A 25771-nucleotide genomic window follows, 5' to 3' on the forward strand; every position below is an offset into this window, starting at 1 on the left:
GCGCCCACCTATCCGGCCTTCGGGTCTATAGGCGCACCCGGGATCTCCTGAATTTTTAGGAATCTGTCGGCCTCTCTCGTGAGGGGCAAAGGAGGGCGCGATCCATTCTAACTTAGAAAGGGATACGCGATGTCGAAGCGTCATTCTGTAAAGTACAAGATTGACCGCCGTCTTGGCGAAAACATCTGGGGCCGTCCGAAGTCCCCTCTCAACGCACGTGCCTATGGCCCCGGCCAGCACGGTCAGCGTCGTAAGGGCAAGCTCTCGGACTACGGTCTGCAGCTGCGCGCCAAGCAGAAGCTGAAGGGCTATTATGGCTCGATCACCGAAAAGGGTTTCCGTCGTCTTTATGACGAAGCCAACCGCCGTAAGGGCGACACTGGCGAAAACCTGATCGGTCTGCTCGAAAGCCGCCTGGACGCCATCGTCTACCGTGCAAAGTTCGTTGCCACCGTCTTCGCCGCTCGTCAGTTCGTGTCCCATGGCCACGTTCTCGTCAACGGCAAGCGCGTGAACATTCCATCCTACCAGGTCAAGGTCGGCGACAAGATCGAAGTGCGTGAACGCTCCAAGCAGCTCACCGTCGTTCTCGAAGCCGTCCAGCTCGCCGAACGCGACGTGCCGGATTACGTGGAAGTCGACCACAACAAGATGGTCGCTACCTTCGCCCGCGTGCCCGCTCTGTCGGACGTGCCGTACCCGGTCCAGATGGAACCGAACCTCGTCGTCGAATTCTACTCGCGCTAAGCGAACCGAGTTTGAAACTGAAAGGCCGCCCCTCGGGGCGGCCTTTTTTGTTTTGGGATGGTTCGGAGTTTCATAAACGATGAGTAAAAACCGGCGAGCGCCCTCAATGGCGCCCAAAGTCATTGATCTATCTATCCGATACAAAAAGGCCGCTGCAAACAGCGGCCTCTTGTGGTCTTTACGCCTCAGAACTGCGCGGGTTGCTCAGGTGTCGCGTCACTAGTCTTCGGTTCGGAATAAAGCAGGAAGAGGGGGTCGTCATAGTCTACACCGGACGCTGCATCGTGCGGAATGTTGGACTCGAACGCCCGCAAACGCTTGTAGACAGAAATAAGCGAGATGATCGTCGTCCAGGAGTTGGCGAGGAACCGGAACGAATCTTCCACTTGGCCAAAGGCATTGCTGACCTGCTGGAACAGCCCCAAGGTCATAGTGCCGGCAACGATCGAGGGTGCCATGGCGATTAGAGGCACGAAATTAGCGCCCTGCACGTAAACATATCGCGCCACGTTGAAATATAGGTAGTGCCCGTAAAGACGGAAGTAGTTGTGTTGCACTCCCAGAAAAAGCTCCCGGATTGTTGGCGGTGCAGCGCGTTCCTTATCATCCTCACCGTAGACGAGCTCCTTGCGGAAGGCCGCCTCGACACGTTGATTCTGAAATTCCAGGCCCGGGAGGCGAACACCGACAAGACCAAGAAGCACCGTGCCGAAAATCGCCGACATCAGCGCCACCCACACTAGGCTACCGTTGACGGGACCAACCAATGGCAGTTCGGTGATGTGCTGCGACAAGTTCCACAATAGCGGTAGGAAAACGAGGAGCGTCATGACGGAGCTTACGAGTGCGACTGCCAAACCCTCAACGATGTTGGAGAACCGTTGCGCGTCTTCCTGGATACGCTGAGATGCACCTTCGATGTGGCGGAGCCGTTGCCAATGCGTCTGGTAAAAGAACGTCATCGCCCGGCGCCAACGGAATAGGTAGTGCGCGATAAAGAAGGCGTTTAGCACAAGCACTGCGATGCGGGGGAGCAACACGTAAAGCACCGTGCTCAGCTCGCCCCAGAACCGCTCGATGGGCACAGATCCCGGTGTTTGCAGGGCGCCTTGGATCATATTGAAGAATTCGCCGTACCAGTCATTCATCCAAGCGCCGATTTGCACGTCGAAATAGACGACCTCGATGATGGTCACGCTCCCAACCACCGACCACCAATACCAGCGCTTGTTGGCGTTAAGGAAATACCAGGGTACGCAGAAAAGATACCCCGCCATGATTATGTATTGGTAGAGCCAGACCCGGTCCGTATTGAAGAAGGGCGCTTCATCGCCACCCGCCGGGGGTACGCCTAGAAGCGGAGCTACGCTGAGAACCCCCTGCAGCTGACTACCAAGGCCATACCAGAGGGCCATGGCGAGGATTGTCCATGCAAGTGCGGAGGTGAAGAACATTCGGGGTTGCGGAAAGAAAGAGCGGAACACCGGGAGACTCCAAGGTGCCAGGAGGATGCGTCATCTAACTGTGGCATTGGGCGTAAAACAAGGACACGAAGTTAAGCTTTGGTAAGGTTTGCCCCGCTCGCTTTCGCTTCCCCTCAGAGGCGCGAGGCGTTATCAGCTACGCAAAGATGTTTATGAGAGTTTCGCCATGACCGCGGTGATGGAAGCCCCCGCCACGCCCGCCGATGACAGCGAAGTCGGCGCCCATCCGATCTACGCCAATGCGCCGCGCTCGGTTGAATTCAACAAGCTACGCAAGCGCCTGATCCGCAATACTCGCGAGGCCCTCGAAAAGTTCGCCATGGTGAAGCCGGGCGAGAAGTGGCTGATTGCCCTTTCCGGCGGCAAGGACAGCTATGGGCTGCTTGCCCTGCTGCTCGATCTGAAATGGCGCGGACTCTTGCCGGTCGAGCTGCTCGCCTGCAATCTCGATCAGGGCCAGCCGAATTTTCCCAAGCACATCCTGCCGCAGTTCCTCGAAGGGCTTGGGATCGAGCACCGCATCGAGTACCAGGACACCTATTCGATCGTCACCGACAAGCTGCCGGCCGGCGCGACGTATTGCTCGCTCTGCTCGCGCCTGCGCCGCGGCAATCTCTATCGCATCGCGCGCGAAGAGGGCTGCACTGCGCTGGTGCTCGGCCACCATCGTGATGACAGCCTCGAAACCTTCTTCATGAACATGTTCCATGGCGGCAAGCTCGCGGCCATGCCGGCCAAGCTCGTCAACGACGAGGGCGATCTCGCCGTGCTGCGGCCGCTGATCTACTGCGCCGAGGAAGACCTGCAGAAATTCTCCGACTCGATGCAGTTCCCGATCATTCCCTGCGATCTCTGCGGCTCGCAGGACGGCCTTGAGCGCAATGCTATGAAAGCCATGCTGACCGACATCGAAAAGCGCATGCCCGGTCGTAAGGACGTCATGATCCGTGCGTTAGGCAACATCAATCCCAGCCATATGCTCGACCCGAAACTCTTCGATTTCGGGGGCCTGACCCTCAGCCAGAAGGAATAGAGACGCATGAATATCGAACGCTTGGCCGCCATTCTCCGTCAGGCCGCCAAGGACGAAATCATGCCGCGCTTCCGGCGGCTCGATGATGGCATGGTGCGCTCCAAGGCCAATGCATTCGATCTTGTGACCGAAGCCGACGAAAACGCCGAGCGCGCCATCACCGCTGCAATCAATGCTCACTCGCCCAATACGGTGGTTATCGGCGAGGAAGCTGTCTCTGCTAATCCCAACCTGCTCAATGGCCACTTTGAAGACCGTACCGTGATCTATGTTGATCCGGTCGACGGCACCTACAACTTCGCCTCCGGCCTGCCGCTCTTCGCGGTCATGGCGGCGGTGGTGGAAAATGGCGAGACCGTCGCGGGCGTCATCTATGACCCGATGGGCGACGACTTCCTGATGACCGAACGCGGCTGCGGCACCTGGCACGTATTCACGGATGGTCGCCGCGTGCGGCAGAAATTCGCCGAACCGACCGCGCTCTCGGAGATGGGCGGCCTTGCCTCGGTTTCCTATTTGCCAACCGAAGTTCGCAGCCAGGTTCTTGGCAATCTGGCGAAAGTGAAAATGTTCGCCAATTACCGCTGCGCGGGCCACGAATACCGCATGGCCGCCGGCGGCCACGCGCATTTCCTCATGTACAATAAGCTCATGCCCTGGGACCACGTGGCCGGCGCGCTGATGATGCGCGAGGCCGGCGCTCATGTCGCCCGTTTCGACGGCTCCGAATATAAGGCCCGCCACACAGGTGGCGGCCTCCTGGTGGCCCCGAGCAAGGAAAATTGGAACGAGCTGCGCCGCGAAGTGTTCGCCGTCTAGGCTTTCCCGAAGGCCTTGGCCGCGGCTTCGACTGCCCCGGCACCATGCGGAATGTCGAGCGCCGTCAGCCCGGCTTCCATCGTCGCGAGGACACCGAGGACCATATGGGCATTCACATGTCCCATATGGCCAATACGGAAGAAGTCGCCATAGGCCGGCTCGTCGTGCCGGGCCATGCCGAGGCCAACGCCCAGCGTTACCCCGGCCTCTGCCTCTAACCACGTCCGCAACCGTTTGGCCCCGCCATTGACGAGGCGCGCGGCAGTCACCGAATGCCCGCGGGCGTTGGGATCGGCAATGTTAAGGCCAATATCTTTACTACCGGCGCTCCACGCGTCCATGGCAGCCCAAACCGAGCGGGCAAGACGCGCGTGGCGCGCCCAGACGTTTTCGAGCCCTTCTTCGTCGAGAAGCATGGTTAAGGCTTCCCGCATACCGAACAGGTGCTGCGTCGGCGCCGTGCCGCCGAAATAGAGCCAGAATTCAGCGCCGACCGTACGCGGTTCCCAATCCCAATAGGGCGTCTTCAGATCGCTCGTGGCGCAAAGCTGCCGCGCCTTGTCGGAGAACCAGAGAAAGGCAAGCCCTGGCGGCATCATCAGGCCTTTCTGGCTGGCGCCGACCAGCAGGTCGATTCCCCACTCATCCATCCTCAGCTCATCGCAGCCAAGGCTGGCCACGGCATCGACGGCGAGAAGGGCAGGATGCCCGGCCTCATCCAAAGCTTTCCGCATGGCCGGTACATTGTTCTTGGCCGATGAGGCGGTATCGACATGGGTGACCATCAGCACTTTGATCTTGTGGTCTTTGTCGTCGCGCAGTCGTTGTGCAACCAGCGCTGTATCGGCCGCGCCCGATTTGCCGCAGTCGAGCACTTCGACATCGACGCCCATACGCTGTGCGGAAGTGGCCCAACCCCATCCGAACGTTCCCGTCGCCACCTGCAGCGCCTTGTCTCCGCGCGAAAGGAGATTGGCATTGGCCGCCTCCCATGCGCCATGGCCATTGGCGATGTAGATCGCCGCGTTTTGCCGCGTCATCGCCACCCGCCGCAGGTCGGCCATCAACGTGTCCATCATCGCCACGACCTCACCCTCGTAAATATTGGGCGAGGCGCGGTGCATGGCATTGAGCACGCGTTCGGGAACGACCGAAGGGCCGGGAATGGCGAGATAGGTGCGACCAGTCATGAGAGAATCCGGAGAGAGGAGGTCTCAGCCTAACGCCCGCTTCAACTCCCGCAACCCCCTTGTCACGACTCATAAGTCCGTGCTTATGTGTGTGCATGAACGAAGCAGAGATTTTCAAAGTCCTGGCCGATCCGACGCGTCGCGCGATTCTCGAGCGGCTGTCCGGCGATGAGTTGACGGCAACCGACCTGCGCGAGGGCTTTGCCATTTCGCAGCCGGCAATGTCGCAGCACATCGCCGTGCTCAAGGGTGCTGGATTGATCAGCGAACGCCGGGAGGGGCGGTTTGCGCATTACCGCGTCGACCCCGACGGCTTTGCGCCTCTGCACGGCTGGCTGGCCCGCTATCGCGATTTCTGGCCGAGCCGTATCGACAACCTCAAGGACCTGCTCAGGGAGATGGATCAATGAAGGACGACGCCGACACGCTGGTGTTCGAAACCACGCTCGATGCTCCGCCCGAAAAGGTCTGGCGAGCGCTTTCAATCCCCGAATATCTCGAACGCTGGCTGCAGCCGCCGGCCGATGCCGAGATTTCTGTGGTCGCAGCCGACGAGAACAAGAGCCTCACCTATCGCTGGCGCGAGCCGGGCGAGGGCGCGGCGGCCGAGCCTGAGGAAAGTCTCGTCACCTTTGAGATTTCTCCGCGTGAGGACGGCGGCACCTGGTTTCGTCTGACGCATGCGCCGATGGCGCTGCCGCAGCCGGCCAATAGCAATGAACCGGTGATGATGCTGGCCGCCTGAGGCCCGCATACGCCGCCGAGTAATTTCAAATCTCCAACTGAACGGAGGTCGCCTATGCGCGACATGATGCAACTCGTCCCTATGGTCGTGGAACAATCGAGCCGCGGCGAACGGGCTTTTGATATTTACTCGCGCCTGCTGCGCGAGCGGATCATTTTCGTGAATGGCGAGGTCGAGGACAATATGGCCTCGCTGGTCTGTGCCCAGTTGCTTTTCCTCGAGGCCGAAGCGCCGACCAAGCCGATCTATATGTATATCAACTCGCCCGGGGGTGTCGTGACGGCGGCTCTCTCGATGTACGACACCATGCAATTCATCAAAGCGCCGGTCGGCACGCTCTGCATGGGCATGGCCGCTTCAGCCGCCACGCTGATCCTTGCGGCAGGCGAAGCCGGTCAGCGGGCGAGCTTGCCCAATACATCAATCATGATGCACCAGCCGTCAGGCGGCTATCAGGGCAAGGTTACGGATATCCTTATCCATGCCGAAGAGAGCCGGAGGCTCAAGCGGCTGACCAATGGCATCTATGCCAAGCATTGTGGCCGGACATATGAGGAGGTCGAAGCCGCACTGGAACGCGATCGTTACATGGCGCCCGAAGACGCCAAGGCCTGGGGGTTGGTCGATCACGTCTATTCCGACCGAACCCAATTGGCGCTGCCTAATACCGACCCGGCCAGCTAGACCAGAAAAAGCCACCCGGCGAACCGGGTGGCCTCGAACTTAGTGGGCTTCCATCGCCGGTTCGCCCTTGGGGTGCGCATATTGCTCGCCGACGCCGAAGAGTTTTCCCTTTTCGGCAATGAGAATGCAGATCAGCGCCAGGATACCCATGGTGAAATAGCCCGTGGCTGCCGGCACCGTGGTGCCGTCAAAGTGCTGCCCCGTATAGCTGCCGATGAGCGCGCCGCCGACAGTCTGGATAAATCCGAAAACCGAGGACGCGGTACCTGCCACGGCGCCAAGCGGTTCCATGGACAGAGAATTCATGTTCGACGAGGCCCAGCCGAAGCTGAACATGATGATGGCGAGCAGGGGGAAGAACAGCCACAGCGGCATGAATCCGGCCAGCGCCAGCGCCAGCCAGATGCCGCTGACGATGGTGAAGGACAGCATGGCGCCATGGGACAGGCGACGCATGCCGAAGCGGCGGACGATCCGCGAATTGGTAAAGGACGACACCGCCATCAGGCCGGCCATGGCCGCGAAGGCCACGGGGAAATAGACGCCGAGTCCATAGATATCGACATAGATCTGCTGGCTCGAGCTGATGAAGCCAAAGAGGGCGCCGAACAGGAACGTGCCCGCGAGGCCATAGGAGATGGCCGGGCGATTGGTGAAGACGATCTTGAAGCTCGTCGCAATGCCCGAAAAGGTCAGCGGACGACGCTTGTCGAGGGCCAGGGTTTCCGGCAGGCGCCTGTAGGTCCAGAACCAGAAAGCGGCGGCGAGCACACCCATGAAGATGAAGATCGTCTGCCAGGGACCGGTCAGCAGCAAAATCTGGCCGACGCCAGGCGCGATGATGGGGATGGCCATGAACACCATGAAGGTGAGCGACATGACTTCGGCCATTTCCCGGCCGGAATACCGGTCGCGTACCACGGACATGGTGATCACGCGGACACTGGCTGCACCCATGCCCTGAATGAAGCGCAGCAGCAGTAGTATGCCGAAGGTGGGCGCGAAGATCGCCGCGATCGCCGCAACGATATAGATGCCCATGCCGACAAGCAGGGGACCGCGGCGGCCGAAGCGGTCAGACAGGGGGCCGAAAGCGAGTACGGCAATGCCCATGCCCAGCATGTAGGAGGAGACGACGAACTGGCGCTCGTTCTCGTTGGTGACACCCAGAGCTTCGCCCATATAGGGTAGGGCTGGCAGCATGACGTCGATGGCAAGGGCATTGAGCGCCATCAGCGCGGCCATAAGGGCAATGAATTCGGGTCGCGAAAGCACCCGAGTAAAATGGTCGGACATGATTATTGCTCAGTATGAGGGCGCCCAGGGGGAGGGGCGGCAGAATTACGGCCGGACCATGAACCTGTCCGGCCGCATTGGCAAGTCTGTATCGTCAAATGACGATAATTGAAAATTTGTCCTCAGGCGGGCTTCAGCGAGAAGTTTGGCACGCTGCGCTCGTTGATCGGAATGTGTAGCGCTGCCGAAGCGAGACCCAGTACGATGCCGAGATACCAGACGAGGGCATAAGAGCCGGTCATGTCGAAGGCGAAGCCGCCGAGCCAGACGCCGACGAAAGAACCGAGCTGGTGGCTGAAGAAGGCGACGCCATAGAGCATGCCCATATAACGCGCACCGAAGAACAGGGTCACGAGCCCCGCCGTTAACGGCACCGTCGAGAGCCAGAGCAGGCCCATGGCGGCTGCAAAGGCATAGGCCGTCACTTCGCTGACCGGAATCAGCAGGAAGAGACCGATGGCGAGGGCTCGCAAGAAGTAGATCGATGCCAGCAGCAACTGCTTGGGCAGTTTGCCGCCGAGATAGCCGGCCAGCAGCGACCCGACGATGTTGAAGAGGCCGATGACCGCAATGGTCCAGCTACCGACCTCAGGCGATAGACCGCACTGCACCAGATAGGCCGGCATGTGCACGTTGATGAAGGCCAGGTGGAAGCCGCAGACGAAGAAGCCGATCACGAGGAGCCGATAGGAGCCATGGCCCCAGGCCTTTGCCAGTGCTTCCATGAAGGGCAGATCGGCGTGGCCGACCGGATTTTCGGTGCGGCCGCGCAGGGCGTAGCTCAATGGAATGATCAGCAGTAGCGCCATGCCAAGATAGATCAGGGCGGACTGCCAACCAAAGGCATTGATGAAGCCCTGGCTGATCGGCGCAAAGGCGAACTGGCCGAAGGACGACGCCGCAGTGGCGACACCAAAGATCAGCGAGCGCTTTTCCATCGGCACCGAACGCCCGAAGGCAGCCATGACCACGGAGAAGGAACAGATGGCAATACCGACGCCAGTGACAATGCCCGCCGTAACCGCAAGCAAGCCGGCCGAAGGCGAGAAGGCCATGCCGAAGACGCCCAGCGCATAAATGGCGGCGCCGACGGCAATGGTGCGACCTGTGCCAACGCGGTCGGCATAGGCGCCGGCAAAAGGCTGCGCGATACCCCAGGCGAGGTTCTGGATCGCCATGGCCATGCCCCAACCTTCGCGGCTGAGGCCGAGATCGCCGGTCATCGGCAGCGTGTAGAGGCCAAAACTGGTGCGGACACCATTGCCGATGGCCGCAACCATGCAGCCGGCGATGATCAGGACGAGCAGTGGCACTGCGGGACGAAGGGCGGAAGTGTTCATGGGAAGCATCCGGATATTAGGTGCTTTTAGTACGCCCGTGCCCTCATCACGCAAAGCGATATTCTCGAATGGGCTTCATCAGTTCCCGTGATGACTTGGTCTGCCAAAGGGCAAACGCGCTCCCAAAGCAAAAGGCCCCGCCGGGCTAGGGCAGGGCCTTCAAATTCTCTAAAAGCAAGCGATCAGGCGCTCTGCTTGACCGCGATACCAGCCTGCTGCAGGTGCGTCTGCAATTCGCCTGACTGGAACATTTCGCGGGTGATGTCGGCGCCGCCGATGAATTCGCCCTTCACATAAAGCTGCGGAATGGTCGGCCAGTTGGAATAGGCCTTGATGCCATCGCGCAGTTCGGCGCTTTCAAGCACGTTGGCGCTGTCATAGTCGACGCCGAGATAGCTCAGAATCTGAACGACCTGGCCGGAGAAGCCGCACTGCGGAAAGTCGGGCGTGCCCTTCATGAAGAGGAACACGTCGTTGTTCTTCACCTTCTCATCGATAAAGGCGTTGATATCGGTCATGGGGAGGAGCCTTTCAGTAAACCGGGGTCAAGGCCCGGCGGAACTCGGACACTAAATAGGACAGGACTGTGGCGCTGTCGAGATCAGCCATCGGCGGATGGCGATGTTTGTTGCTGCGCCGTCCCAAGGCGCTCGGCGATCCAGGGATGCGAGGTACAATCCTCGAGCGTACCGAATAGCACTGTGTCCCAGCCATGCTTTCGCGCCGCATCGACCACTTTAGGCGTGTCGTCGAAGAATAGTGGCGGCAATTCTGACGTGGGCATGCGGGCTTCGGCCATCTCGTAGAACTTCTTGTGCCCCTTGGTCCGGCCAAATCGGGCCGAATAGAACATGTCTTCGAAAATGTCCCTGAGACCAAGGGACTGCCAGAGAAACTGCGCCCTGCTGTGGTCCTGGTTGGTCGCGAGATAGAGTTTTACGTCCGGATGCGCCTTCAGCTTTCGAACTGTATCGAGCATGGGCGAGTTGGGAAAACAGTCATGGCTCATCCAGAGATCGTGCACGGCCATCGTCGGGCCCTTGTATCCAAAGGCCTTTAGGCGCCGGTCGAGCGCCTCGATCATGGGCACCTCACCAATCAGGACGCGCTTCATGAAGATGTCGTGGATGAATTCCCGCTGGAAACGGTCTGCATTGATGCCGAGAGCGCGGAGCTTGTCATCAAAACTTTCGTGCAGGTCGGGCCGGGCGTGATAGCCGTGAACAAGCACGCCATCGACATCGAAGATCACCGCACGTGTCACGTGCCGGCTCGCTGCTGCTTGAAGGCATATCGGATGCCCTTGCCTTCGAGCGGCTCGCCGGCAAAGCGCGGGATGATGTGGAGGTGCGTGTGGAACACGTTCTGTCCTCCGACGGCACCCACATTCCAACCGAGGGTGAAGCCGTCGGGCTCATGGCTCGCGAAATGCTCGCGTGCTGCGGCAAGCGCCGGGCCGAAATCGGCCCATTCTTCCGGCGTCATCTCGAACGGGTTTTCGCTATGGCGGTGGGGTACGATCATGCCTGCGCGTTGCAAGGCAGGGTCGCGGCTGGGCAAAACGTAAAAATGCCGCGTTTCGAGCACGGCGCTGTCGGACAGGAGGCCATTGGCCCGGCAGAACCTGCAACCCGGCTCCGTCATGGCCGCCGCGCCGGCTTGGCTCCGAGCCCCACGAGAACATCGCCGGGAATGGCGAGCGTTTGAATGACATCCGTATGGCGGCGGAAGCCGACCAGTTCGCGCTGCACAAAATAGGACCATACGGCGTCGCGCGCGTCGTCGAGAACAACCTCCCGGTTGACCGACGCTTCAGCAAGGGCCTTCAAAGTCTTGATGACGCGGGCCTCTGCGGCGCCGAGCGAGCTGGCCCGCTCAGCTGCGATTTCATGGTCGATCGCCGCAGTGCCGGCCTCGGGCCGAACTATGCGGATAAGGTCGAGCGACTCGCGCAGGCCCGACATGCAGCTTATTCGGGAATGCTGGTTTGGAGAGCCAGTGCGTGCAGCGCTCCGCCCATGTCGCCCTGCAGGCTGTCATAGACCATCTTGTGCTGCTGCACGCGGGTCTTGCCTCGAAAACTCTCGGAAATCACCGAGGCCGCCCAGTGGTCGCCATCGCCGGCAAGGTCGCGAATTTCGATTTCGGCATCGGGCAGGGCGGCCTTGATGCGGCGCTCGATCTCGGTGGCGTCCATTGGCATGTGAAGTCTCCCGTGCTCGTTTCTGCCGTTTCCGGCGCATGTCCTTGATATGGCACGCGAGTGCAGCAGCTTCAATATCGGGAAGGCGCTATTGCGCCGGAGCCGGTTCGGTTTCGGCGGTGGCGCCGATGCAGCATTCCGCGTCTGAACGGGTGGCGAAATTGGCCACGATAAAATCGACCAGCGGGCGAATCTGCTCGGCAACGGAAGTGGCGTAGATGCAGTCGAGCGCGTAGCCGCGGCCCGACGCGACCGTTTCGGTGTGAAGCAGCGTCACGGGTACGTTCATGGGTGAGCTTTCGCTCGTGCCCTCATAGAAGAGCGCCGTGGCGTCCTGATATTGCGTGGTGCCGCGATTTCCAAGGACGAAACCCGGAAAGGTCTCGGCCCAGGATGCGGTTACGGCCGCGTCGTCAATTTGCGAAAGCGCGCTTTCGGCGGTCCATTGCGTGTCTTCCACCGGCAGAATGGTGAGGTCACATTGCAGCGGCGCATTGGGATGGTTGATCACCAGTGGTTCGTCTGCGCCGCCGGTGGCGGTCATGACTTCTGGATAGATCAGCGTATAGGGCTGGTCGGCAAAGATGGAGCGGGTAACGCTGACGTTCTGACCGAGCGCTACAACCGGCATGGCCGCTGCGCCCAAACCCACGACGATCGCCAGAAAACGCTTCGATCTCATCAGACGCTCCAGAAAAAAACTACGCCGCCCTTTGGCGAACCAAAGAGCGGCGATCATATGGCATGGGCCGGCTAAGTGCTAATCAAGCCGACATATAGTTGGGGAACCAGCTCTCGTGGGCCGAGGTCAGCGCGGCAACCGAAACCGGCTTCGCCTTGCCCAAAACGAGGTCAGAACCACCGGTCGAACCGATCCAGGTGGCATAGATGCCGAGGGTCTTGGCCTCGTCAAAGAGCGCGGTGATTTCGTCGCCCTGCGGATCGAGGTTGAGCGTAGCGAGATAGCGGCCCTGGTCCTCGCCGAAATACTGCAGCAGGGGATCATAGCCTTCGATATCGACCACGGTCGCGCCGATGCCGCCTGATATCGCCATTTCAGCGAGGCCAACGCCGAGGCCGCCGTCGGACAGATCGTGGCAAGCCGTAACCACGCCCGAACGGATCAGCTTGCGGACAAAGTCGCCCGTCTTGCGTTCGGCGGCGAGGTCCACATGCGGCGCGTCACCATCGCGGCGGTCGAAGAGATCGCGCAGATAGATCGACTGGCCGAGGTGCGAACCGCGTTCGGCTGGACCGCCAATAAGCAGGATCGGCTGGTTGGCTTCGGTAAAGCCGATGCGGACGCTCTTCTGCCAATTGGGCAGCAGGCCGACGCCGCCGATGGTCGGGGTTGGCAGAATACCGCGGCCATTGGTTTCGTTGTAGAGCGAGACATTGCCCGACACGATCGGGAAATCCAGCGCACGGCACGCGTCGCCAATGCCGCCCACGGCTTTTACCAGCTGGCCCATGATTTCCGGGCGTTCGGGATTGCCGAAGTTGAGGTTGTCGGTGGCAGCCAGAGGCTCGGCACCGGTAGCGGTTAAGTTACGCCAGCACTCCGCCACGGCCTGCTTGCCGCCCTCATAGGGGTTGGCCTCGCAATAGCGCGGATTGACGTCCGAGGTGAAGGCGAGGCCCTTGCTGTCGTGGCCGAGCACACGGATCACGCCGGCATCGCCGCCGGGACGCTGCACGCTATTGCCCTGGATCATGGTGTCATACTGCTCATAGACCCAGCGGCGCGACGAACACTGATGGCCACCGACAAGCTTCAGCAGCGCATCGGCAACATCCATCTGCGGCACGTCGTCGGCCGCGAGCGCCGCTGGAATCCTGGGCTCGACCCACGGACGATCATATTCCGGAGCCTCGTCGCCGAGTTCTTTGATCGGCAGATTGGCGACTTCCTCGCCCTGCCAGAGCACGCGGAAGCGCAGGTCGTCGGTGGTCTTGCCGACGGTGGCAAAATCCAGTTCCCACTTTTCGAACACGGCGCGGGCTTCCGGTTCCTTTTCCGGATGCAGCACCATGAGCATGCGCTCCTGGGACTCCGACAGCATCATCTCGTAGGCCGTCATATGCTCTTCGCGCACCGGCACCTTGTCGAGGTTCAGCTCGATGCCGAGGTCGCCCTTGGCGCCCATTTCGACGGCCGAGCAGGTCAAACCTGCGGCACCCATGTCTTGGATGGCGATGACGGCACCAGTGGCCATCAGCTCAAGGCAGGCTTCGAGCAGGCGCTTTTCGGTGAAGGGGTCGCCAACCTGCACGGTCGGGCGTTTTTCCTCTATGTCGTCGCCGAATTCGGCCGAAGCCATGGTGGCGCCACCGACGCCATCGCGGCCGGTCTTGGCGCCAAGGTAGACGACGGGCAGGCCGACGCCTTCGGCCTTGGAGTAGAAAATCTTGTCAGTGTCGGCGAGGCCTGCGGCAAAGGCGTTGACGAGGTTATTGCCATTGTAGCGTGCGTCAAACTCGACTTCGCCAGCCACGGTCGGCACGCCGAAGGAATTGCCATAGCCGCCAACACCGGCGACGACGCCGTGCACGAGGTGCCGGGTCTTTTCATGCTCAGGCGCGCCAAAGCGCAGCGCGTTCATCGCAGCCACCGGGCGGGCGCCCATGGTGAAGACGTCGCGCAGAATGCCACCAACACCGGTCGCCGCGCCCTGATAGGGCTCGATAAAGCTCGGGTGGTTGTGCGATTCCATCTTGAAGACGACCGCCTGGCCATCGCCGATATCGACGACACCGGCATTTTCGCCCGGGCCCTGGATCACGCGCGGCCCCGTCGTCGGCAGCGTGCGCAGCCACTTCTTCGAGCTCTTGTAAGAGCAGTGCTCGTTCCACATGGCCGAGAAAATGCCGAGCTCGGTATAGGTCGGCTCGCGACCAATCAGGTCGAGAATCTTCTGGTATTCATCCGGCTTGAGCCCGTGGTCGGCGACCAACTGCGGGGTGATTTCGATGTCGTTACGAAGGGTCATCGGGTCGTTCCGTAGGGGGGCTCGGGGTAATATTCCATGACGCGCTGCGTCTCATGGGCAAGGTCATGGCCGAAGAGGTGGCCGACGAACCATAGCGACATGTCGATGCCGGCAGAGACGCCGCCGCTGGTGACGACGCTGCCATGACGAACATAGCGCTCGTCGGGCGTAAAATAGGCCTTCACCGCCATGCTGCGGACCCAGTCCATGGCCGCGTGATTGGTGGTCGCGCGCTTGCCATCGAGGAAACCGGTCTGTCCTAGCAGCGCCGCGCCAGTGCAGACGGACGCCTGCCACTTGGCGGCCGCCAAATAGTCGCGCAGCGTGTCGATAAAAGCGTCGTCCATGATGATCGTGCGCGTGCCTTTGCCGCCGGGCACGATCACGAGATCGGCAGGCGGGGCGTCAGAAAAATCGTAGTCGGCCTCGATGCGCAGGCCTTTGGCGCAGCGCAGCGCCTTTTCCGGCCATGCAACCGTGAAGGCATTGAGAGGCGCACCAAGTTGCGCGGCCATGGTGAAGACTTCCCACGGGCCGACGAAGTCCAGTTCCTCGACGTCGGGAAAGACGACGATGCCGACATTGAGCGGATTGTTTGCATCAACCATGCTGCTCTCCCACTGCGATTGAGGCCGTTGGCCTCAGGCCGCCTTGTCGAGAAGCGCGGCAAACAGCGCGCGCCCATCAATACCGCCATGCGCGGTCTCGATCAGGTTTTCCGGATGCGGCATCAGGCCCAGCACGTTCTTTTCCGCGTTGAGAATGCCCGCGATATTGTTGATCGAGCCATTGGGATTGGTGCCCTCGGCATAGCGGAAGGCGACGCGACCATCGCCTTCGAGTGCGGCCAGCGTTTCCGCATCGGCGAAATAGTTGCCGTCATGATGGGCCACCGGGCAGCGGATGATCTGGCCCTTGGCATAGCCACTGGTGAAGGCATTGTCGGTATTGGTGACTTCGAGCTTCACTTCGCGGCAAACGAATTTGAGCGAGGTATTGCGCATCAGCGCACCCGGCAAAAGCCCCGCCTCGATCAGGATCTGGAAGCCGTTGCATACGCCGAGAACCTTGGCGCCCTTGGCGGCGCGTTCGCGGACCTTGTCCATCATCGGCGAGCGCGCTGCGATGGCGCCGCAGCGGAGATAATCGCCATAGGAGAAACCGCCGGGAATGACGATCAGATCGACGTCAGGAATATCGGCGTCTTGGTGCCAAACCACGGCAGGCGCCACGCCCCCGATTTTGGTCAGCGCCGCGATCATGTCGCGGTCGCGATTGAGTCCGGGAAACACGATGACGGCGGCCTTCATCGGGCGATCCTTGCTGTGTCTGAACTGATGCGAGGCCTTGTGATCGGTCTTGCCGGAAAAGGCAAGGGCTCCGCGGCATTCCCCATGACTTTGTGACAGCTGTCCCACATCTCCCCACACGCGATGTCATTCCCGCGAAAGCGGGAATCCCCGCTCAGGCGCTGCAAACAAAAATCCCCGCTTTCGCGGGGATGACGTCGTGCATGTGTATGGGGAGTATTACTCGGCGGGTGCCGCCACCTGACGCGCCCCCTGCGACCCCGGCAGATGCGCCCAGGCCGGCCGTTCGAACAGGAATTTGCCAAAGCCGACCTTTTCCGTGATCCACCACAGGACCAGCGGCGAGCCGATGGCGACGACCATGATGATGAGACTTACAAGGTTTGGCTCTTCGATCCCCATAGCCAGCAGCAGAGTGCGGGCAATACCCATGGGCAGCACGAAGGCCACATAGACGACCAGCGATTTGCCACCCATCCAGCGCAGCCAGTTCATCCACGGTAGGCGAACGAGCAGCGCCGAGGCAATGCAGATCGCCACGGCGCCGGCGAGGGCCGCCAGCAAGTGAATGCCGGGCAGGGCGCCCCAACCCATCTGGATATGCACGGGATCGAGCCGGAAGCCCGGCGTGAAGACGAGAACGGCATTGACCACAGCCCATGCCGCAAGCACGCCGAGCGCTGCCCCGACATTGCTGGCCGACCAGTCCGCGATGCGGAAGATCTGCGGCGCAAAGACATAGCCGGCGTAGAAATAGACGAAATAGGCGCAGAACTGGTCGATGAGGTAGCTGCCGGTATGAACCGCGGCCATCTGCAATACCGCGCCAACCAGCAGCGCGGTCCAATGCGGCACCGTGAACTGGTGCAGCAACTTGCTGACGAGCCCGAAGATGCCAAGCATGTAGATAAACCACAGCACACCGTATGGCTCGACCACTGCCCAGGCAAGATAGCTCAACGCACCCACGGGATCGCGCCCGACAAGCGCCACCTTGAAGACAATGTGGATCACCGCCCAGAGCGCATAGAAGTAGAAGTAGTGGACGATGCGCCGGTCAGCATAGGCGCGCCATGGCCGGTCGATGACCTGGCTCAGGAACAGCCCCGAGATAAGAAAGAATTCGGGCATGCGGAAGGGCATGGCGAACGCAATGGTCCAGTGCAGGAAACCGGTCTGCCCGGTATCCTCGCCCACGCTCGATGCGCAATACATGATGACGACGAGAAAGATCGACAGGCCCTTGGCCATATCAACCCAATCAAGTCTTTGCTTGGCCACGGTCATTGTCGCGCTCCCATGCGATTTTGAGCGCACGGTAGCAAAAGCCTGACACCAGCCGGTTAAAGCGAGCCGTCAGCTTCTAGACAATTGTTGCAGTGGTAAGAAATGCCCTAAGGCCGGTCAGACCGGCACAGAGGCGTAGGCTGCAAAGAGCAGCCCAAGCGAGGCGAAAAACATTACTGAGAGAGCAATCTGGGTTTTACGCATGTGCATACAGTCCTACGCCAAGCCCGGCGCGTCATCAGTTATCGCAATTAAGCGTTAATTAGAGATTTCGATCTGGTAGTTTTCGATCACAGTATTCGCCAGCAGCTTTTCGCACATGCCGGTCAACTGTGTCCGTGCGGCTTCCACATCGGTGCCGTCGAGAACCAGGTCAAAAACCTTGCCCTGGCGGACGCCTTTGACGCCGCCAAAGCCGAGGGAGGCCAGGGAGCCTTCGATGGCCTGGCCCTGGGGGTCGAGAACGCCAGCCTTGAGCGTGACGGTAACGCGCGCTTTCATGGTGTCTTCCCGAATTCTTACTGAACGAGACGCGGACCGGTGGTCAGCGCATTGTCGTTTTCAACGAGGATGCCGAGGCGCTGGGCCACTTCGCGATAGCTTTCGACGAGGCCGCCGAGGTTTTCGCGGAAGCGATCCTTATCCATCTTGTTGCGGGTCTTGATGTCCCACAGGCGGCAATTGTCCGGGCTGATTTCGTCAGCGAGCACGATGCGCATCAGGTCGCCCTCATAGAGGCGGCCGCATTCGATCTTGAAGTCGATGAGCTGGATGCCAACGCCCATGAACAGGCCGGTCAGGAAGTCGTTGACGCGGATCGCAAGGCTCATGATGTCGTCGAGCTCGGCCGGGGTAGCCCAGCCGAACGCCGTGATGTGCTCTTCCGAAACCATCGGGTCGTTGAGCGCATCGTCCTTGTAATAGAATTCGATGATCGAGCGGGGCAACTGCGTGCCGGGCTCGAGGCCAAGACGCTTGCACAGCGACCCGGCGGCATAATTGCGCACGACCACTTCAAGCGGAATGATCTCGACTTCCTTGATCAGCTGCTCGCGCATGTTGATGCGGCGCAGGAAGTGGGTCGGGATGCCCATGGTGTTGAGCTTGGTGAACACGAATTCGGAGATTCGGTTGTTCAACACGCCCTTGCCGTCGATGATCTCATGACGAGCGCCGTTGCCGGCAGTGGTGTCGTCCTTGAAATACTGAACCAGAGTGCCGGGCTCCGGACCCTCGAAAAGGATCTTGCCCTTGCCCTCATAGATTTTGCGTCGACGATTCATGGGGGTTTCCGCTGCCGTGAAAAGGTCACCGTTTAGGCGCGCTTCATGCGCCAGAACGGCACGGAATTGCAAGCTCTTTCGTGTCACCGTGATCGGCGTTGGCGATAGACTGTGGCAACCGCCACACAAGGTCGCATCCCATCGCTTCCCGTTGATTTGCTTGGCTCAACCGCCTATGTCGGTGGAGAACGGCCGGGTAACCGGCATGCAAGCCATATGGGAGAGACCATGAGCGGGTTCGACGACCGTCAGAAGGGCCAGGAAGCCAAGTTTGCTTTCGATTCTGAAAAGAAATTCAAGGCCGAAGCACGCCGCAACAAGCTGCTGGGCATCTGGGCTGCCGAGCTGATGAGCCTTTCGGGCGATGAAGCCAAGGCCTATGCCGCTGAAGTCGTGGCTGCCGATTTCGAAGAAGCCGGCGACGAAGACGTGTTCCGCAAGGTTTCGGGCGACCTCAAGGCCAAGGGTATTTCCATCGGCGATGACGTGATTCGCCAGAAGATGGCGACCCTGGTTGCTGTCGCCAATGAGCAGATCGCCTCCGAAGGCTGATCGCAGCAACACGCTGAAATGCGAAGGGAGCCGGCATTGCCGGCTCCCTTTTGTTATCCGATGGTCACGTTGGTCGCTTCGTACGCGGTCCCGTTCATCTTCCAGTGCACGGTGACCTTTTCGCCGGACTTGAGGCCCGGGTCCTTGAAGGTCGCCGGCAGCTGGTAGATCTTCCCGTCCGCCAGGGTCAGGGTATGCGCCTTGAGGTCAAAGGCCTTGACCGTGCCCGAAATAGACTGGTCAGCCTGCGAGGTCACCGCGGGTTTGGCCGCGGGCATTGCAGTCGTGGCCGCGAAAGCGGCGCCGGGTGCAACGGCAACAAGGGCAATGAGGAGGGGAGTGACGAACTTACGCATGATGGTCTCCATGCGATCTTTTTGCCGGTTTTCTGGAACCGTCGCGTCGTGAATGCCTTCGTCATCCACCGGCGTTTCCAAACCAGCGGGGAGTGGTTTAGGACCGCGTCGCTGCCTTCACAAGTTAACAAGATTTAATTCCGCCGAGCATTTTTCCGTCTGAATTTCAGCAAGTTAGGCGGAAGTCTGGCGGATTTTCGGCGCTGGTGCCAAAGGTGTGGCGTCAGGCTTTGGTTATGCGTGTTGCCATGCCGATCGAGGCGGGCATGACGGGCTCGAAGCCATATTTGGCGTAGAGATGCTTGGCGTCGCCGTCGGCAATGAGGCTCACATAGGCGCCAGCAGGGGCGTCGCTATGGAGCTTCTCCATCAGCGCCGCCATGATGCGCTTGCCCAACCCCTTGCCCTGATGCTCGGGCTCGACGGCGATGTCGACGATCTGGAAAGCCGTTCCACCATCGCCAATGACGCGGCCCATACCCACGGCCTTGCCCTCGAACTTCACGATCACGGCGAACCAGCTATTCGGCAGGCCGATGCTGGCCCCCTCATGCGTCTTGGGGCTGAGCCCGGCGACGACGCGCAGACGCAGATAGTCGTCCACGCCCGGTATTTCGGCCACAAGGGAATAGGCGTTAGTCATAGGCGCTGCATCAACCGGGTGAACATCATCAGGCCTTCCGGCCAGGGCCCATGGCCGGAATAGACATTGATATGACCGGCATCACCGGCCTGGTGGAAATCCGAACCCCAGGCCGCCGCATAGTCGGCGGCCCGCTCCAGCGAGCAGAAGGGATCAGTCGAGGAAATCACCAGCAGCGAGGGAAAGGGCAGGGGATCGCGCGACACCGGCCCAAAGCACTTCGCCTCTTCCGGCACGTCCGGATTGAGTTCCACATCAGGCGGCGAAACCAGTAGCGCGCCCTTCACAATGCCTTCCGGGAACCGCGGCGCTGCCTGCACCAGCGCGATGCAGGCGAGCGAGTGTGCAACCAGAACGACCGGCCGCTTCGCCAGTTTGACGGCCTCGATGATTGTGTCGATCCAGTCTTCCGGATCGGGCTCGTCCCATTCGGCCTGTTCCACGATGGCGGCCGTCGACATCTTCTCGGCCCAGCGCACCTGCCAGTGGCCGGGGCCGGAATTACCGAGGCCTGGCAGGATCAGGATGTCGGTATCAGCAATCCTCATGCGCCGAAAACTCGGCCGAAGATCGTGTCGACATGCTTGAGGTGGTAACCGTCGTCGAACATGGCGTCGATCTGCGCATCGCTCAGCGTCACATCAGGATCAGCCTTGAGGTTCTGGGCGAAGAGCCCGGTGCGGTCGCCCCGGTGCTCCCAAACCTTCATCGCATTGCGCTGCACGGCGGCGTAGGAATCTTCGCGGCTATAACCGGCCTGGGTCAACGCCAGCAGCACGCGCTGCGAATTGTGGAGGCCGCCAAGCAGGTCCAAATTCTTGCGCATGTTTTCCGGATAGACGACCAGCTTGTCGATCACGCTGGTCAACCGCGCCAGCGCAAAGTCCAGCGTCACCGTCGCATCCGGCCCGATCATGCGTTCGACCGAAGAGTGCGAGATATCGCGCTCATGCCAGAGCGCCACGTTTTCCAGCGCCGGAACCACCATGCCGCGCACGAGGCGGGCAAGGCCGGTGAGGTTTTCCGTAAGTACGGGGTTACGCTTGTGCGGCATGGCCGACGAGCCCTTCTGGCCCGGCGAGAAATACTCTTCGGCTTCCAGCACTTCCGTACGCTGCAGGTGGCGGATTTCCACGGCCACGCGCTCGATCGACGAAGCGATCACGCCCAGCGTTGCAAAGAACATGGCATGGCGATCGCGCGGAATGACCTGCGTCGAAACCGGCTCAATGGAAAGCCCAAGCTTCTCGGCCACATATTCTTCGACCTGAGGATCGATATTGGCAAAGGTGCCAATGGCGCCAGAAATAGCCGCCGTCGCGATCTCATCACGCGCTGCAACGAGGCGTGCACGGTTGCGCGTGAATTCCGCATAGGCTTCCGCCAGCTTCACGCCAAAGGTCGTCGGCTCAGCATGAATGCCGTGGCTACGGCCAATGGTGATAGTATTTTTGTGCTCCATCGCCCGGCGCTTCAGTGCCGCGAGCAGAGCGTCAATATCGGCCAGCAGAATGTCCGCGGCGCGCTTCATCTGCACCGACAGCGTCGTGTCCAGAATATCCGACGAGGTCATGCCCTGGTGCACGAAGCGCGCATCCGGGCCGACGATTTCAGACAGATGCGTCAGGAAGGCGATAACGTCGTGCTTGGTGGTGCGTTCGATCTCGTCGATGCGCTCGACGTCAAAGCCATAGTCACCCGTCTCCGCCTTGCGGGCGTTCATCACGTCCCAGATCTTGTCGGCACTTTCCTTCGGCACGACGCCCAGTTCCGCCAGCTTGCTCGTGGCATGGGCTTCGATCTCGAACCAGATGGCAAAGCGGGTCTCGGCCGACCAGTTGGCAACCATTTCGGGACGGGAATAGCGCGGGATCATGGGCTTAGCCTCGGCAGTTCAAAAGTGGAGTCAGGCAATACGGCCGGTCGCCGCATCACGAATGGCCGCAATGCGGCCGGCATAGGTTTTGGGATCATTGCCGCCATAGACGGCAGAGCCGGCCACGAGCACATTGGCCCCGGCATCGACGATTTCGCGTGCATTCTCGGCGCTCACGCCGCCATCGACTTCGAGATCGATATCGCGTCCGCCGATCAGCGTCTTGGCTTGACGGACCTTGTTGAGCGATTCCGGGATAAAGCTCTGGCCGCCAAAGCCGGGATTGACGCTCATGATCAACACCAGATCGACATTGTCGATCACATGCTGGATCGCCGAAACCGGCGTCGCTGGATTAAGCGCCACGCCAGCCTTCTTGCCAAGCCCGCGAATGGCCTGCAGCGACCGATGAAGGTGCGGCCCGGCCTCGGCATGCACGGTGATGATATCGGCGCCGGCATGGGCGAAATCAGAGAGATAGGCATCGGTCGGCGCGATCATCAGGTGGCAATCGAACACCTTGTCGGTGACACCACGGATCGACTTCATGATCGGTGCGCCAAAGCTGATATTGGGCACGAAATGCCCGTCCATCACGTCGATATGGATATAGTCCGCACCACCGGCGACAATGGCCGAAACCTCGTCACCAAGCCGCGAAAAATCGGCGGAAAGGATCGACGGGGCGATGCGCAGCGGACGGATTGACATGAAGGAGGCACCTCATTTCCAGGCGATGGTCTGGCTATAGGGCGGCCCGCGCCCCGGGGCAAGCCTAGCCTTTGGTTGGCATGGCCAAATCCCGGCCCTAGACTGTGCCGATCCAACAAGGAGCAGACATGGCGACCCATCGCAGCGAGACGCTTGCCGTCACCATCAATCGCCCCTGGCAGGAGGTCTACGACTTCGCCGCCGAGCCCGCCAACATGGTCCAATGGGCCGCTGGCCTCGGCAACAGTTTCAGCGGCACCGGCCTCGAATGGATCGCCCGCGATCCCGGCGGCAATCCGATCCGCATCACCTTCACCGCGAGAAACCCCTATGGCGTGCTCGATCACGACGTTCACGTCGATGGCCGCATCGTCCACGTCGCCCTGCGTGTCATGCCCAATGGCGATGGTGCCGAGGTGACCTTCCTGCTGCTGCAGGAGAACGGCATGACCGAAGCGGAATACCAGCGCGACGCCGCTGCGGTCCAAAAGGACCTCGAAACCCTGAAGGCTCTGCTGGAAAAGGCCGCATAGCTGTTGAAAAGACGGAGGGTCGCAGGACTCCGCCATCCCCGGCGGTTCATATCCATAACTCCCGCCTGCGTGAGGACCCGCCATGGAATGGAACCGCCTGATTTCCGAGGAGCGTCTCGGCGACAAGAAGCCCTCGTCCCAGGCCAGCCGGTCGATCTTCGTGCAGGATCACGACCGCATCATCTTTTCCGCACCCTTCCGACGCCTTGCCAACAAGACGCAGGTCCAACCGCTCTATGAGCATGACCACGTCCATCACCGCCTGATCCACTCCATTGAGGTCAGCAGCGTCGGACGATCTCTCGCCATGCGGATCGGACAGTGGCTGGTCGAGCAGAAATTGCTCCAGCCGGGCGAGGAGCACAACCTCGCCAATATCGTGCAGGCCGCCAGCGTGGCTCACGACATCGGCAATCCGCCCTTCGGCCATTCCGGCGAAGACGCCATGGGCGCCTGGTTCGCCGAGCAGTTTGCCGCGGGCAGGGGCCTTGCCGCCGAAGTGGAGCAGGACCTTCGTCCGGAATTCACCGCCTTCGAAGGCAATGCCCAGGGCTTTCGTATTCTCACGCGGCTCGAAATGCGCCGCAACGACGGCGGCATGCGCCTCTCCAAGGCGACCCTCGGCGCTTTCATGAAGTATCCGGTCACCGCCAAGACCCGCGCCGCGGTAAAGGCCACGGGCGCTGCGACCTATGTCGGCCTCAAGAAGTTCGGCGTTTTCAGCAGCGAGGAAGCGCTGTTCGAGGACGTCGCCACCACGCTGGGCCTCCCGGAGGAACATGTCGACGGGCAAAAATGGTGGCGGCGCCACCCGCTGGTCTTCGTCGTCGAGGCTGCCGACGACATCTGTTACAATATCGTCGATATCGAAGACGCCTTCACCACCGGCGAACTCTCCTACAAGGAGGTCGTCGACATCCTCGTAAAGGCCGCCAAGCCGCGCGACGCGAGCGCTGGCGACCGGAGCCAGGCCGAGCATGTCGCCATGCTGCGCGCCATGGCCATCGGCGAGGCCATCAACAGTTGCGTGGAGGCCTTCAAGGCGCACCATCAGGAGATCATGGCCGGCACATTCTCCGGCGCGCTGACGGAAGTGTGCGACATGGCGCCTATATTCGAGGACATGCGAAAGCTGTCCTCGGACCATATTTTCACGGCGCGCCGCAAAACCGAGCTCGAAATCTCCGGCCGCCGGATCATCTACAATGTCATGTCTGGCATCCTGCCGGTCTTTGAAGACCTTGCGAGGTTGGGCTGGAACGCCGAGCACCTCGGCGCCCGCTCGCAGCAGCTCGTTCGCGCACTCGATCTCGACCTGCGCAATGTCACGACGCCTGTCGAGGCCCTCCATTCGCTGGGTGACTATACGTCGGGCATGACCGATCGCTACGCGCTGCGCATCTCAAAAATGCTGTCGGGGCACTAGGTCAGAGTGCCGTTTCCAGCTTCTCGGCAGGCGCGGGGTCAACTTCGGCAATAAGCGTGAGCCGAAAGCCCACCGAGCCGCCATGCCACTGGGCGACCTCGCGATGGCACATCGAGCAGCCGAGGACAGTGCCCAAAGGCAGGCTGTCAGTCGTAACGGAATTGGTATGTCCGCAATGCGGGCAATTGATCGTCGAAACAATAAATGAAGTCACGGCGCCACCTTTAGTCTTGCGGCAGCAGCTTGAACCTCTTGCAGGGCATTTGACTGTCGTCGCTGAAGCCACGGAAAGGGCAGCGACACCTGCACTTTATGCCCCCAAATGTGGCATGTCATCCGCAATATCCGTCGCTCACATCACTGCGATGCGACGGCAAGTCCGATTGCTTTATACCGCTGCGGCGCTACACAGGACGCCGAAATAGGAGCGTCGCCTTGGAATTTTCTCTGCCTCTGGTGATCGGTGCGGGCATTTTGAGCTTTCTCAGCCCATGCGTCCTGCCGCTTGTGCCGCCTTACTTGACCTATATGAGCGGCGCCAGTTTCGACCAATTGCGCGCCGAGGCTGATACCGGCGCGGGCAAGCTGACCTTCAAGGTTGCCGTCACCTCGCTCTTCTTCATCCTCGGCTTTTCGGTGGTCTTCATCGCGCTCGGCGCCACGGCGACCGCCTTCGGCCAGGTTTTCCGGCAGCTCCTGCCGATCCTCACCCCGGTTGCCGGCGTCGTCATCATCGCCATGGGCCTGCATTTCCTTGGCGTCTACCGCATCGGCTTTCTCGATCGGCAGATGCGCCACAATGGTCCTGGCGCTGCGTCCGGCCCGCTTGGCGGCTTCCTCCTCGGCCTCGCCTTCGCCATCGGCTGGACGCCCTGCATCGGCCCGGTGCTCGCGGCCATTCTCTCGGTCGCCGCCAGCCGCGAAACCGCCTGGGAAGGCGCCTCGCTTCTCGGCCTTTATTCGCTTGGCCTCGGCATTCCCTTCTTCCTCGCCGGCATTGCCATCGGCCCGTTCCTCACCTTCTTCCATTCGTTCAAGCAGCATCTGCACACGGTGGAAAAAGTCATGGGCGGCCTGTTGGTGATCACAGGCATCCTCTTCCTCACCGGCAACTTCACCCGCATTTCCTACTGGTTCCTCGAAACCTTCCCGGTGCTTGCAAACTTCGGTTGAGGCAGCATTTCGTTAACCGTCGAAAACTTTCCGCAGGTCCGCGAACAATTTCTGCGTGATCTTCAGTCGCGATTTACTCCATTAGGCCAA

The 25771-nt window shown here is 60.7% G+C and carries 32 protein-coding genes; 10 read left to right on the top strand and 22 right to left on the bottom strand.

Annotated features, from left to right (window positions below):
- Nucleotides 1-129 precede the first annotated feature (129 nt).
- Nucleotides 130-747 carry a 30S ribosomal protein S4 gene (rpsD, locus tag J7557_RS03310; protein ID WP_035083382.1) on the top strand — a complete coding sequence of 206 codons (618 nt, stop codon included), beginning with the start codon at nucleotides 130-132 and terminating at the stop codon, nucleotides 745-747.
- A gap of 185 nt (nucleotides 748-932) precedes the next feature.
- Here rpsD and sbmA read toward each other — a convergent pair whose 3' ends face one another.
- Nucleotides 933-2231 carry a peptide antibiotic transporter SbmA gene (sbmA, locus tag J7557_RS03315; protein WP_291417303.1) on the bottom strand — a complete coding sequence of 433 codons (1299 nt, stop codon included), beginning with the start codon at nucleotides 2229-2231 and terminating at the stop codon, nucleotides 933-935.
- A 178-nt stretch (nucleotides 2232-2409) separates the two neighbouring features.
- On the opposite strand from sbmA, the gene ttcA reads away from it, so the two are divergent.
- Entirely contained in the window at nucleotides 2410-3264 is an 855-nt protein-coding gene (ttcA, locus tag J7557_RS03320; RefSeq protein ID WP_291418279.1) for a tRNA 2-thiocytidine(32) synthetase TtcA, read from the top strand.
- Nucleotides 3265-3270: 6 nt separating this feature from the next.
- Nucleotides 3271-4083: an inositol monophosphatase gene (locus tag J7557_RS03325; protein WP_291417305.1), complete on the top strand. Its 813-nt coding sequence runs from the start codon at nucleotides 3271-3273 to the stop codon at nucleotides 4081-4083.
- On the opposite strand, the gene J7557_RS03330 is transcribed toward J7557_RS03325, so the two are convergent.
- Nucleotides 4080-5273 carry an aminotransferase class V-fold PLP-dependent enzyme gene (locus J7557_RS03330; protein WP_291417307.1) on the bottom strand — a complete coding sequence of 398 codons (1194 nt, stop codon included), beginning with the start codon at nucleotides 5271-5273 and terminating at the stop codon, nucleotides 4080-4082. The two genes, J7557_RS03325 and J7557_RS03330, sit on opposite strands and share 4 nt — an antisense overlap.
- A 95-nt stretch (nucleotides 5274-5368) precedes the next feature.
- Here J7557_RS03330 and J7557_RS03335 point away from each other — a divergent pair, with 95 nt between their 5' ends.
- The 3 genes from J7557_RS03335 to J7557_RS03345 are packed head-to-tail and all read left to right on the top strand — an operon-like array spanning nucleotide 5369 to nucleotide 6702.
- Nucleotides 5369-5683, top strand: a complete 315-nt coding sequence (locus J7557_RS03335; RefSeq protein ID WP_035083370.1) for a helix-turn-helix transcriptional regulator — start codon at nucleotides 5369-5371, stop codon at nucleotides 5681-5683.
- The gene (locus tag J7557_RS03340) at nucleotides 5680-6018 is read left to right on the top strand and encodes an SRPBCC domain-containing protein (RefSeq protein WP_291417309.1); all 339 of its coding nucleotides are present in this window, start codon (nucleotides 5680-5682) and stop codon (nucleotides 6016-6018) included. Before J7557_RS03335 ends, J7557_RS03340 begins: the two co-directional genes overlap by 4 nt.
- A 54-nt stretch (nucleotides 6019-6072) precedes the next feature.
- On the top strand, nucleotides 6073-6702 hold the full coding sequence (locus J7557_RS03345) for an ATP-dependent Clp protease proteolytic subunit (RefSeq protein ID WP_291417311.1): 630 nt from the start codon (nucleotides 6073-6075) through the stop codon (nucleotides 6700-6702).
- Nucleotides 6703-6741: 39 nt separating this feature from the next.
- On the opposite strand, the gene J7557_RS03350 is transcribed toward J7557_RS03345, so the two are convergent.
- The 14 genes from J7557_RS03350 to purC form a co-directional block, all read right to left on the bottom strand.
- Nucleotides 6742-7998 carry a multidrug effflux MFS transporter gene (locus J7557_RS03350; RefSeq protein ID WP_291417313.1) on the bottom strand — a complete coding sequence of 419 codons (1257 nt, stop codon included), beginning with the start codon at nucleotides 7996-7998 and terminating at the stop codon, nucleotides 6742-6744.
- Nucleotides 7999-8120: 122 nt separating this feature from the next.
- Nucleotides 8121-9338 carry an MFS transporter gene (locus J7557_RS03355; RefSeq protein WP_291417315.1) on the bottom strand — a complete coding sequence of 406 codons (1218 nt, stop codon included), beginning with the start codon at nucleotides 9336-9338 and terminating at the stop codon, nucleotides 8121-8123.
- A gap of 182 nt (nucleotides 9339-9520) precedes the next feature.
- Complete coding sequence (grxD, locus tag J7557_RS03360; RefSeq protein WP_291417317.1) at nucleotides 9521-9856, bottom strand: Grx4 family monothiol glutaredoxin; 336 nt, start codon at nucleotides 9854-9856, stop codon at nucleotides 9521-9523.
- A gap of 83 nt (nucleotides 9857-9939) precedes the next feature.
- Entirely contained in the window at nucleotides 9940-10602 is a 663-nt protein-coding gene (locus tag J7557_RS03365; RefSeq protein WP_291417319.1) for an HAD family hydrolase, read from the bottom strand.
- Nucleotides 10599-10982 carry an HIT family protein gene (locus J7557_RS03370; RefSeq protein WP_291417320.1) on the bottom strand — a complete coding sequence of 128 codons (384 nt, stop codon included), beginning with the start codon at nucleotides 10980-10982 and terminating at the stop codon, nucleotides 10599-10601. The genes J7557_RS03365 and J7557_RS03370 overlap by 4 nt, the downstream gene beginning before the upstream one ends.
- Nucleotides 10979-11302, bottom strand: a complete 324-nt coding sequence (locus tag J7557_RS03375) for a DUF6665 family protein (RefSeq protein ID WP_291417322.1) — start codon at nucleotides 11300-11302, stop codon at nucleotides 10979-10981. Before J7557_RS03375 ends, J7557_RS03370 begins: the two co-directional genes overlap by 4 nt.
- Before the next feature lie 5 nt (nucleotides 11303-11307).
- Nucleotides 11308-11541 (bottom strand): BolA/IbaG family iron-sulfur metabolism protein, encoded by a 234-nt coding sequence (locus J7557_RS03380; RefSeq protein WP_035083355.1) that lies wholly within the window; start codon nucleotides 11539-11541, stop codon nucleotides 11308-11310.
- Between the two features lie 88 nt (nucleotides 11542-11629).
- Nucleotides 11630-12223: a hypothetical protein gene (locus J7557_RS03385; RefSeq protein WP_291417325.1), complete on the bottom strand. Its 594-nt coding sequence runs from the start codon at nucleotides 12221-12223 to the stop codon at nucleotides 11630-11632.
- Nucleotides 12224-12305: 82 nt separating this feature from the next.
- On the bottom strand, nucleotides 12306-14531 hold the full coding sequence (purL, locus tag J7557_RS03390; protein WP_291417327.1) for a phosphoribosylformylglycinamidine synthase subunit PurL: 2226 nt from the start codon (nucleotides 14529-14531) through the stop codon (nucleotides 12306-12308).
- Nucleotides 14528-15139 carry a DJ-1/PfpI family protein gene (locus tag J7557_RS03395; RefSeq protein ID WP_291417329.1) on the bottom strand — a complete coding sequence of 204 codons (612 nt, stop codon included), beginning with the start codon at nucleotides 15137-15139 and terminating at the stop codon, nucleotides 14528-14530. Before J7557_RS03395 ends, purL begins: the two co-directional genes overlap by 4 nt.
- 33 nt (nucleotides 15140-15172) lie before the next feature.
- Nucleotides 15173-15841: a phosphoribosylformylglycinamidine synthase subunit PurQ gene (gene purQ / locus J7557_RS03400; RefSeq protein ID WP_291417331.1), complete on the bottom strand. Its 669-nt coding sequence runs from the start codon at nucleotides 15839-15841 to the stop codon at nucleotides 15173-15175.
- A 219-nt stretch (nucleotides 15842-16060) separates the two neighbouring features.
- Nucleotides 16061-17128, bottom strand: a complete 1068-nt coding sequence (locus J7557_RS03405; protein ID WP_291417333.1) for an acyltransferase family protein — start codon at nucleotides 17126-17128, stop codon at nucleotides 16061-16063.
- A gap of 258 nt (nucleotides 17129-17386) precedes the next feature.
- The gene (gene purS / locus J7557_RS03410) at nucleotides 17387-17629 is read right to left on the bottom strand and encodes a phosphoribosylformylglycinamidine synthase subunit PurS (RefSeq protein WP_056307425.1); all 243 of its coding nucleotides are present in this window, start codon (nucleotides 17627-17629) and stop codon (nucleotides 17387-17389) included.
- Nucleotides 17630-17646: 17 nt separating this feature from the next.
- Nucleotides 17647-18411, bottom strand: coding sequence for a phosphoribosylaminoimidazolesuccinocarboxamide synthase (purC, locus tag J7557_RS03415; protein WP_035083343.1), 765 nt, complete (start codon nucleotides 18409-18411; stop codon nucleotides 17647-17649).
- 228 nt (nucleotides 18412-18639) lie between these two features.
- Between purC and J7557_RS03420 the strand changes: the two genes are divergently transcribed.
- Nucleotides 18640-18963: a DUF1476 domain-containing protein gene (locus J7557_RS03420; RefSeq protein WP_291417336.1), complete on the top strand. Its 324-nt coding sequence runs from the start codon at nucleotides 18640-18642 to the stop codon at nucleotides 18961-18963.
- Nucleotides 18964-19016: 53 nt separating this feature from the next.
- Here the strand turns inward: J7557_RS03420 and J7557_RS03425 are convergent, their stop codons facing one another.
- The 5 genes from J7557_RS03425 to rpe form a co-directional block, all read right to left on the bottom strand.
- On the bottom strand, nucleotides 19017-19388 hold the full coding sequence (locus tag J7557_RS03425; RefSeq protein WP_291417337.1) for a DUF1344 domain-containing protein: 372 nt from the start codon (nucleotides 19386-19388) through the stop codon (nucleotides 19017-19019).
- Between the two features lie 154 nt (nucleotides 19389-19542).
- Entirely contained in the window at nucleotides 19543-19962 is a 420-nt protein-coding gene (locus J7557_RS03430) for a GNAT family N-acetyltransferase (RefSeq protein WP_291417339.1), read from the bottom strand.
- Nucleotides 19959-20510, bottom strand: coding sequence for an alpha/beta hydrolase (locus J7557_RS03435; RefSeq protein WP_291417341.1), 552 nt, complete (start codon nucleotides 20508-20510; stop codon nucleotides 19959-19961). Before J7557_RS03435 ends, J7557_RS03430 begins: the two co-directional genes overlap by 4 nt.
- The gene (gene purB, locus J7557_RS03440) at nucleotides 20507-21838 is read right to left on the bottom strand and encodes an adenylosuccinate lyase (protein ID WP_291417343.1); all 1332 of its coding nucleotides are present in this window, start codon (nucleotides 21836-21838) and stop codon (nucleotides 20507-20509) included. Before purB ends, J7557_RS03435 begins: the two co-directional genes overlap by 4 nt.
- 30 nt (nucleotides 21839-21868) lie before the next feature.
- A complete protein-coding gene (gene rpe, locus J7557_RS03445) occupies nucleotides 21869-22549 on the bottom strand; it encodes a ribulose-phosphate 3-epimerase (RefSeq protein ID WP_291417345.1) in 681 nt (226 codons plus the stop codon).
- 128 nt (nucleotides 22550-22677) lie between these two features.
- On the opposite strand from rpe, the gene J7557_RS03450 reads away from it, so the two are divergent.
- Nucleotides 22678-23082, top strand: a complete 405-nt coding sequence (locus tag J7557_RS03450) for an SRPBCC family protein (RefSeq protein ID WP_291417347.1) — start codon at nucleotides 22678-22680, stop codon at nucleotides 23080-23082.
- Nucleotides 23083-23164: 82 nt separating this feature from the next.
- Entirely contained in the window at nucleotides 23165-24508 is a 1344-nt protein-coding gene (gene dgt / locus J7557_RS03455; RefSeq protein ID WP_291417349.1) for a dGTP triphosphohydrolase, read from the top strand.
- A 1-nt stretch (nucleotide 24509) separates the two neighbouring features.
- On the opposite strand, the gene J7557_RS03460 is transcribed toward dgt, so the two are convergent.
- Nucleotides 24510-24722 carry a hypothetical protein gene (locus tag J7557_RS03460; protein WP_291417351.1) on the bottom strand — a complete coding sequence of 71 codons (213 nt, stop codon included), beginning with the start codon at nucleotides 24720-24722 and terminating at the stop codon, nucleotides 24510-24512.
- Nucleotides 24723-24943: 221 nt separating this feature from the next.
- Here J7557_RS03460 and J7557_RS03465 point away from each other — a divergent pair, with 221 nt between their 5' ends.
- Nucleotides 24944-25681 (top strand): cytochrome c biogenesis CcdA family protein, encoded by a 738-nt coding sequence (locus tag J7557_RS03465; RefSeq protein WP_291417353.1) that lies wholly within the window; start codon nucleotides 24944-24946, stop codon nucleotides 25679-25681.
- The last annotated feature ends 90 nt before the right edge of the window (nucleotides 25682-25771 follow it).

The sequence above is a fragment of the Devosia sp. genome (genome assembly GCF_017744655.1).
In the GTDB taxonomy this organism is placed as follows: domain Bacteria; phylum Pseudomonadota; class Alphaproteobacteria; order Rhizobiales; family Devosiaceae; genus Devosia.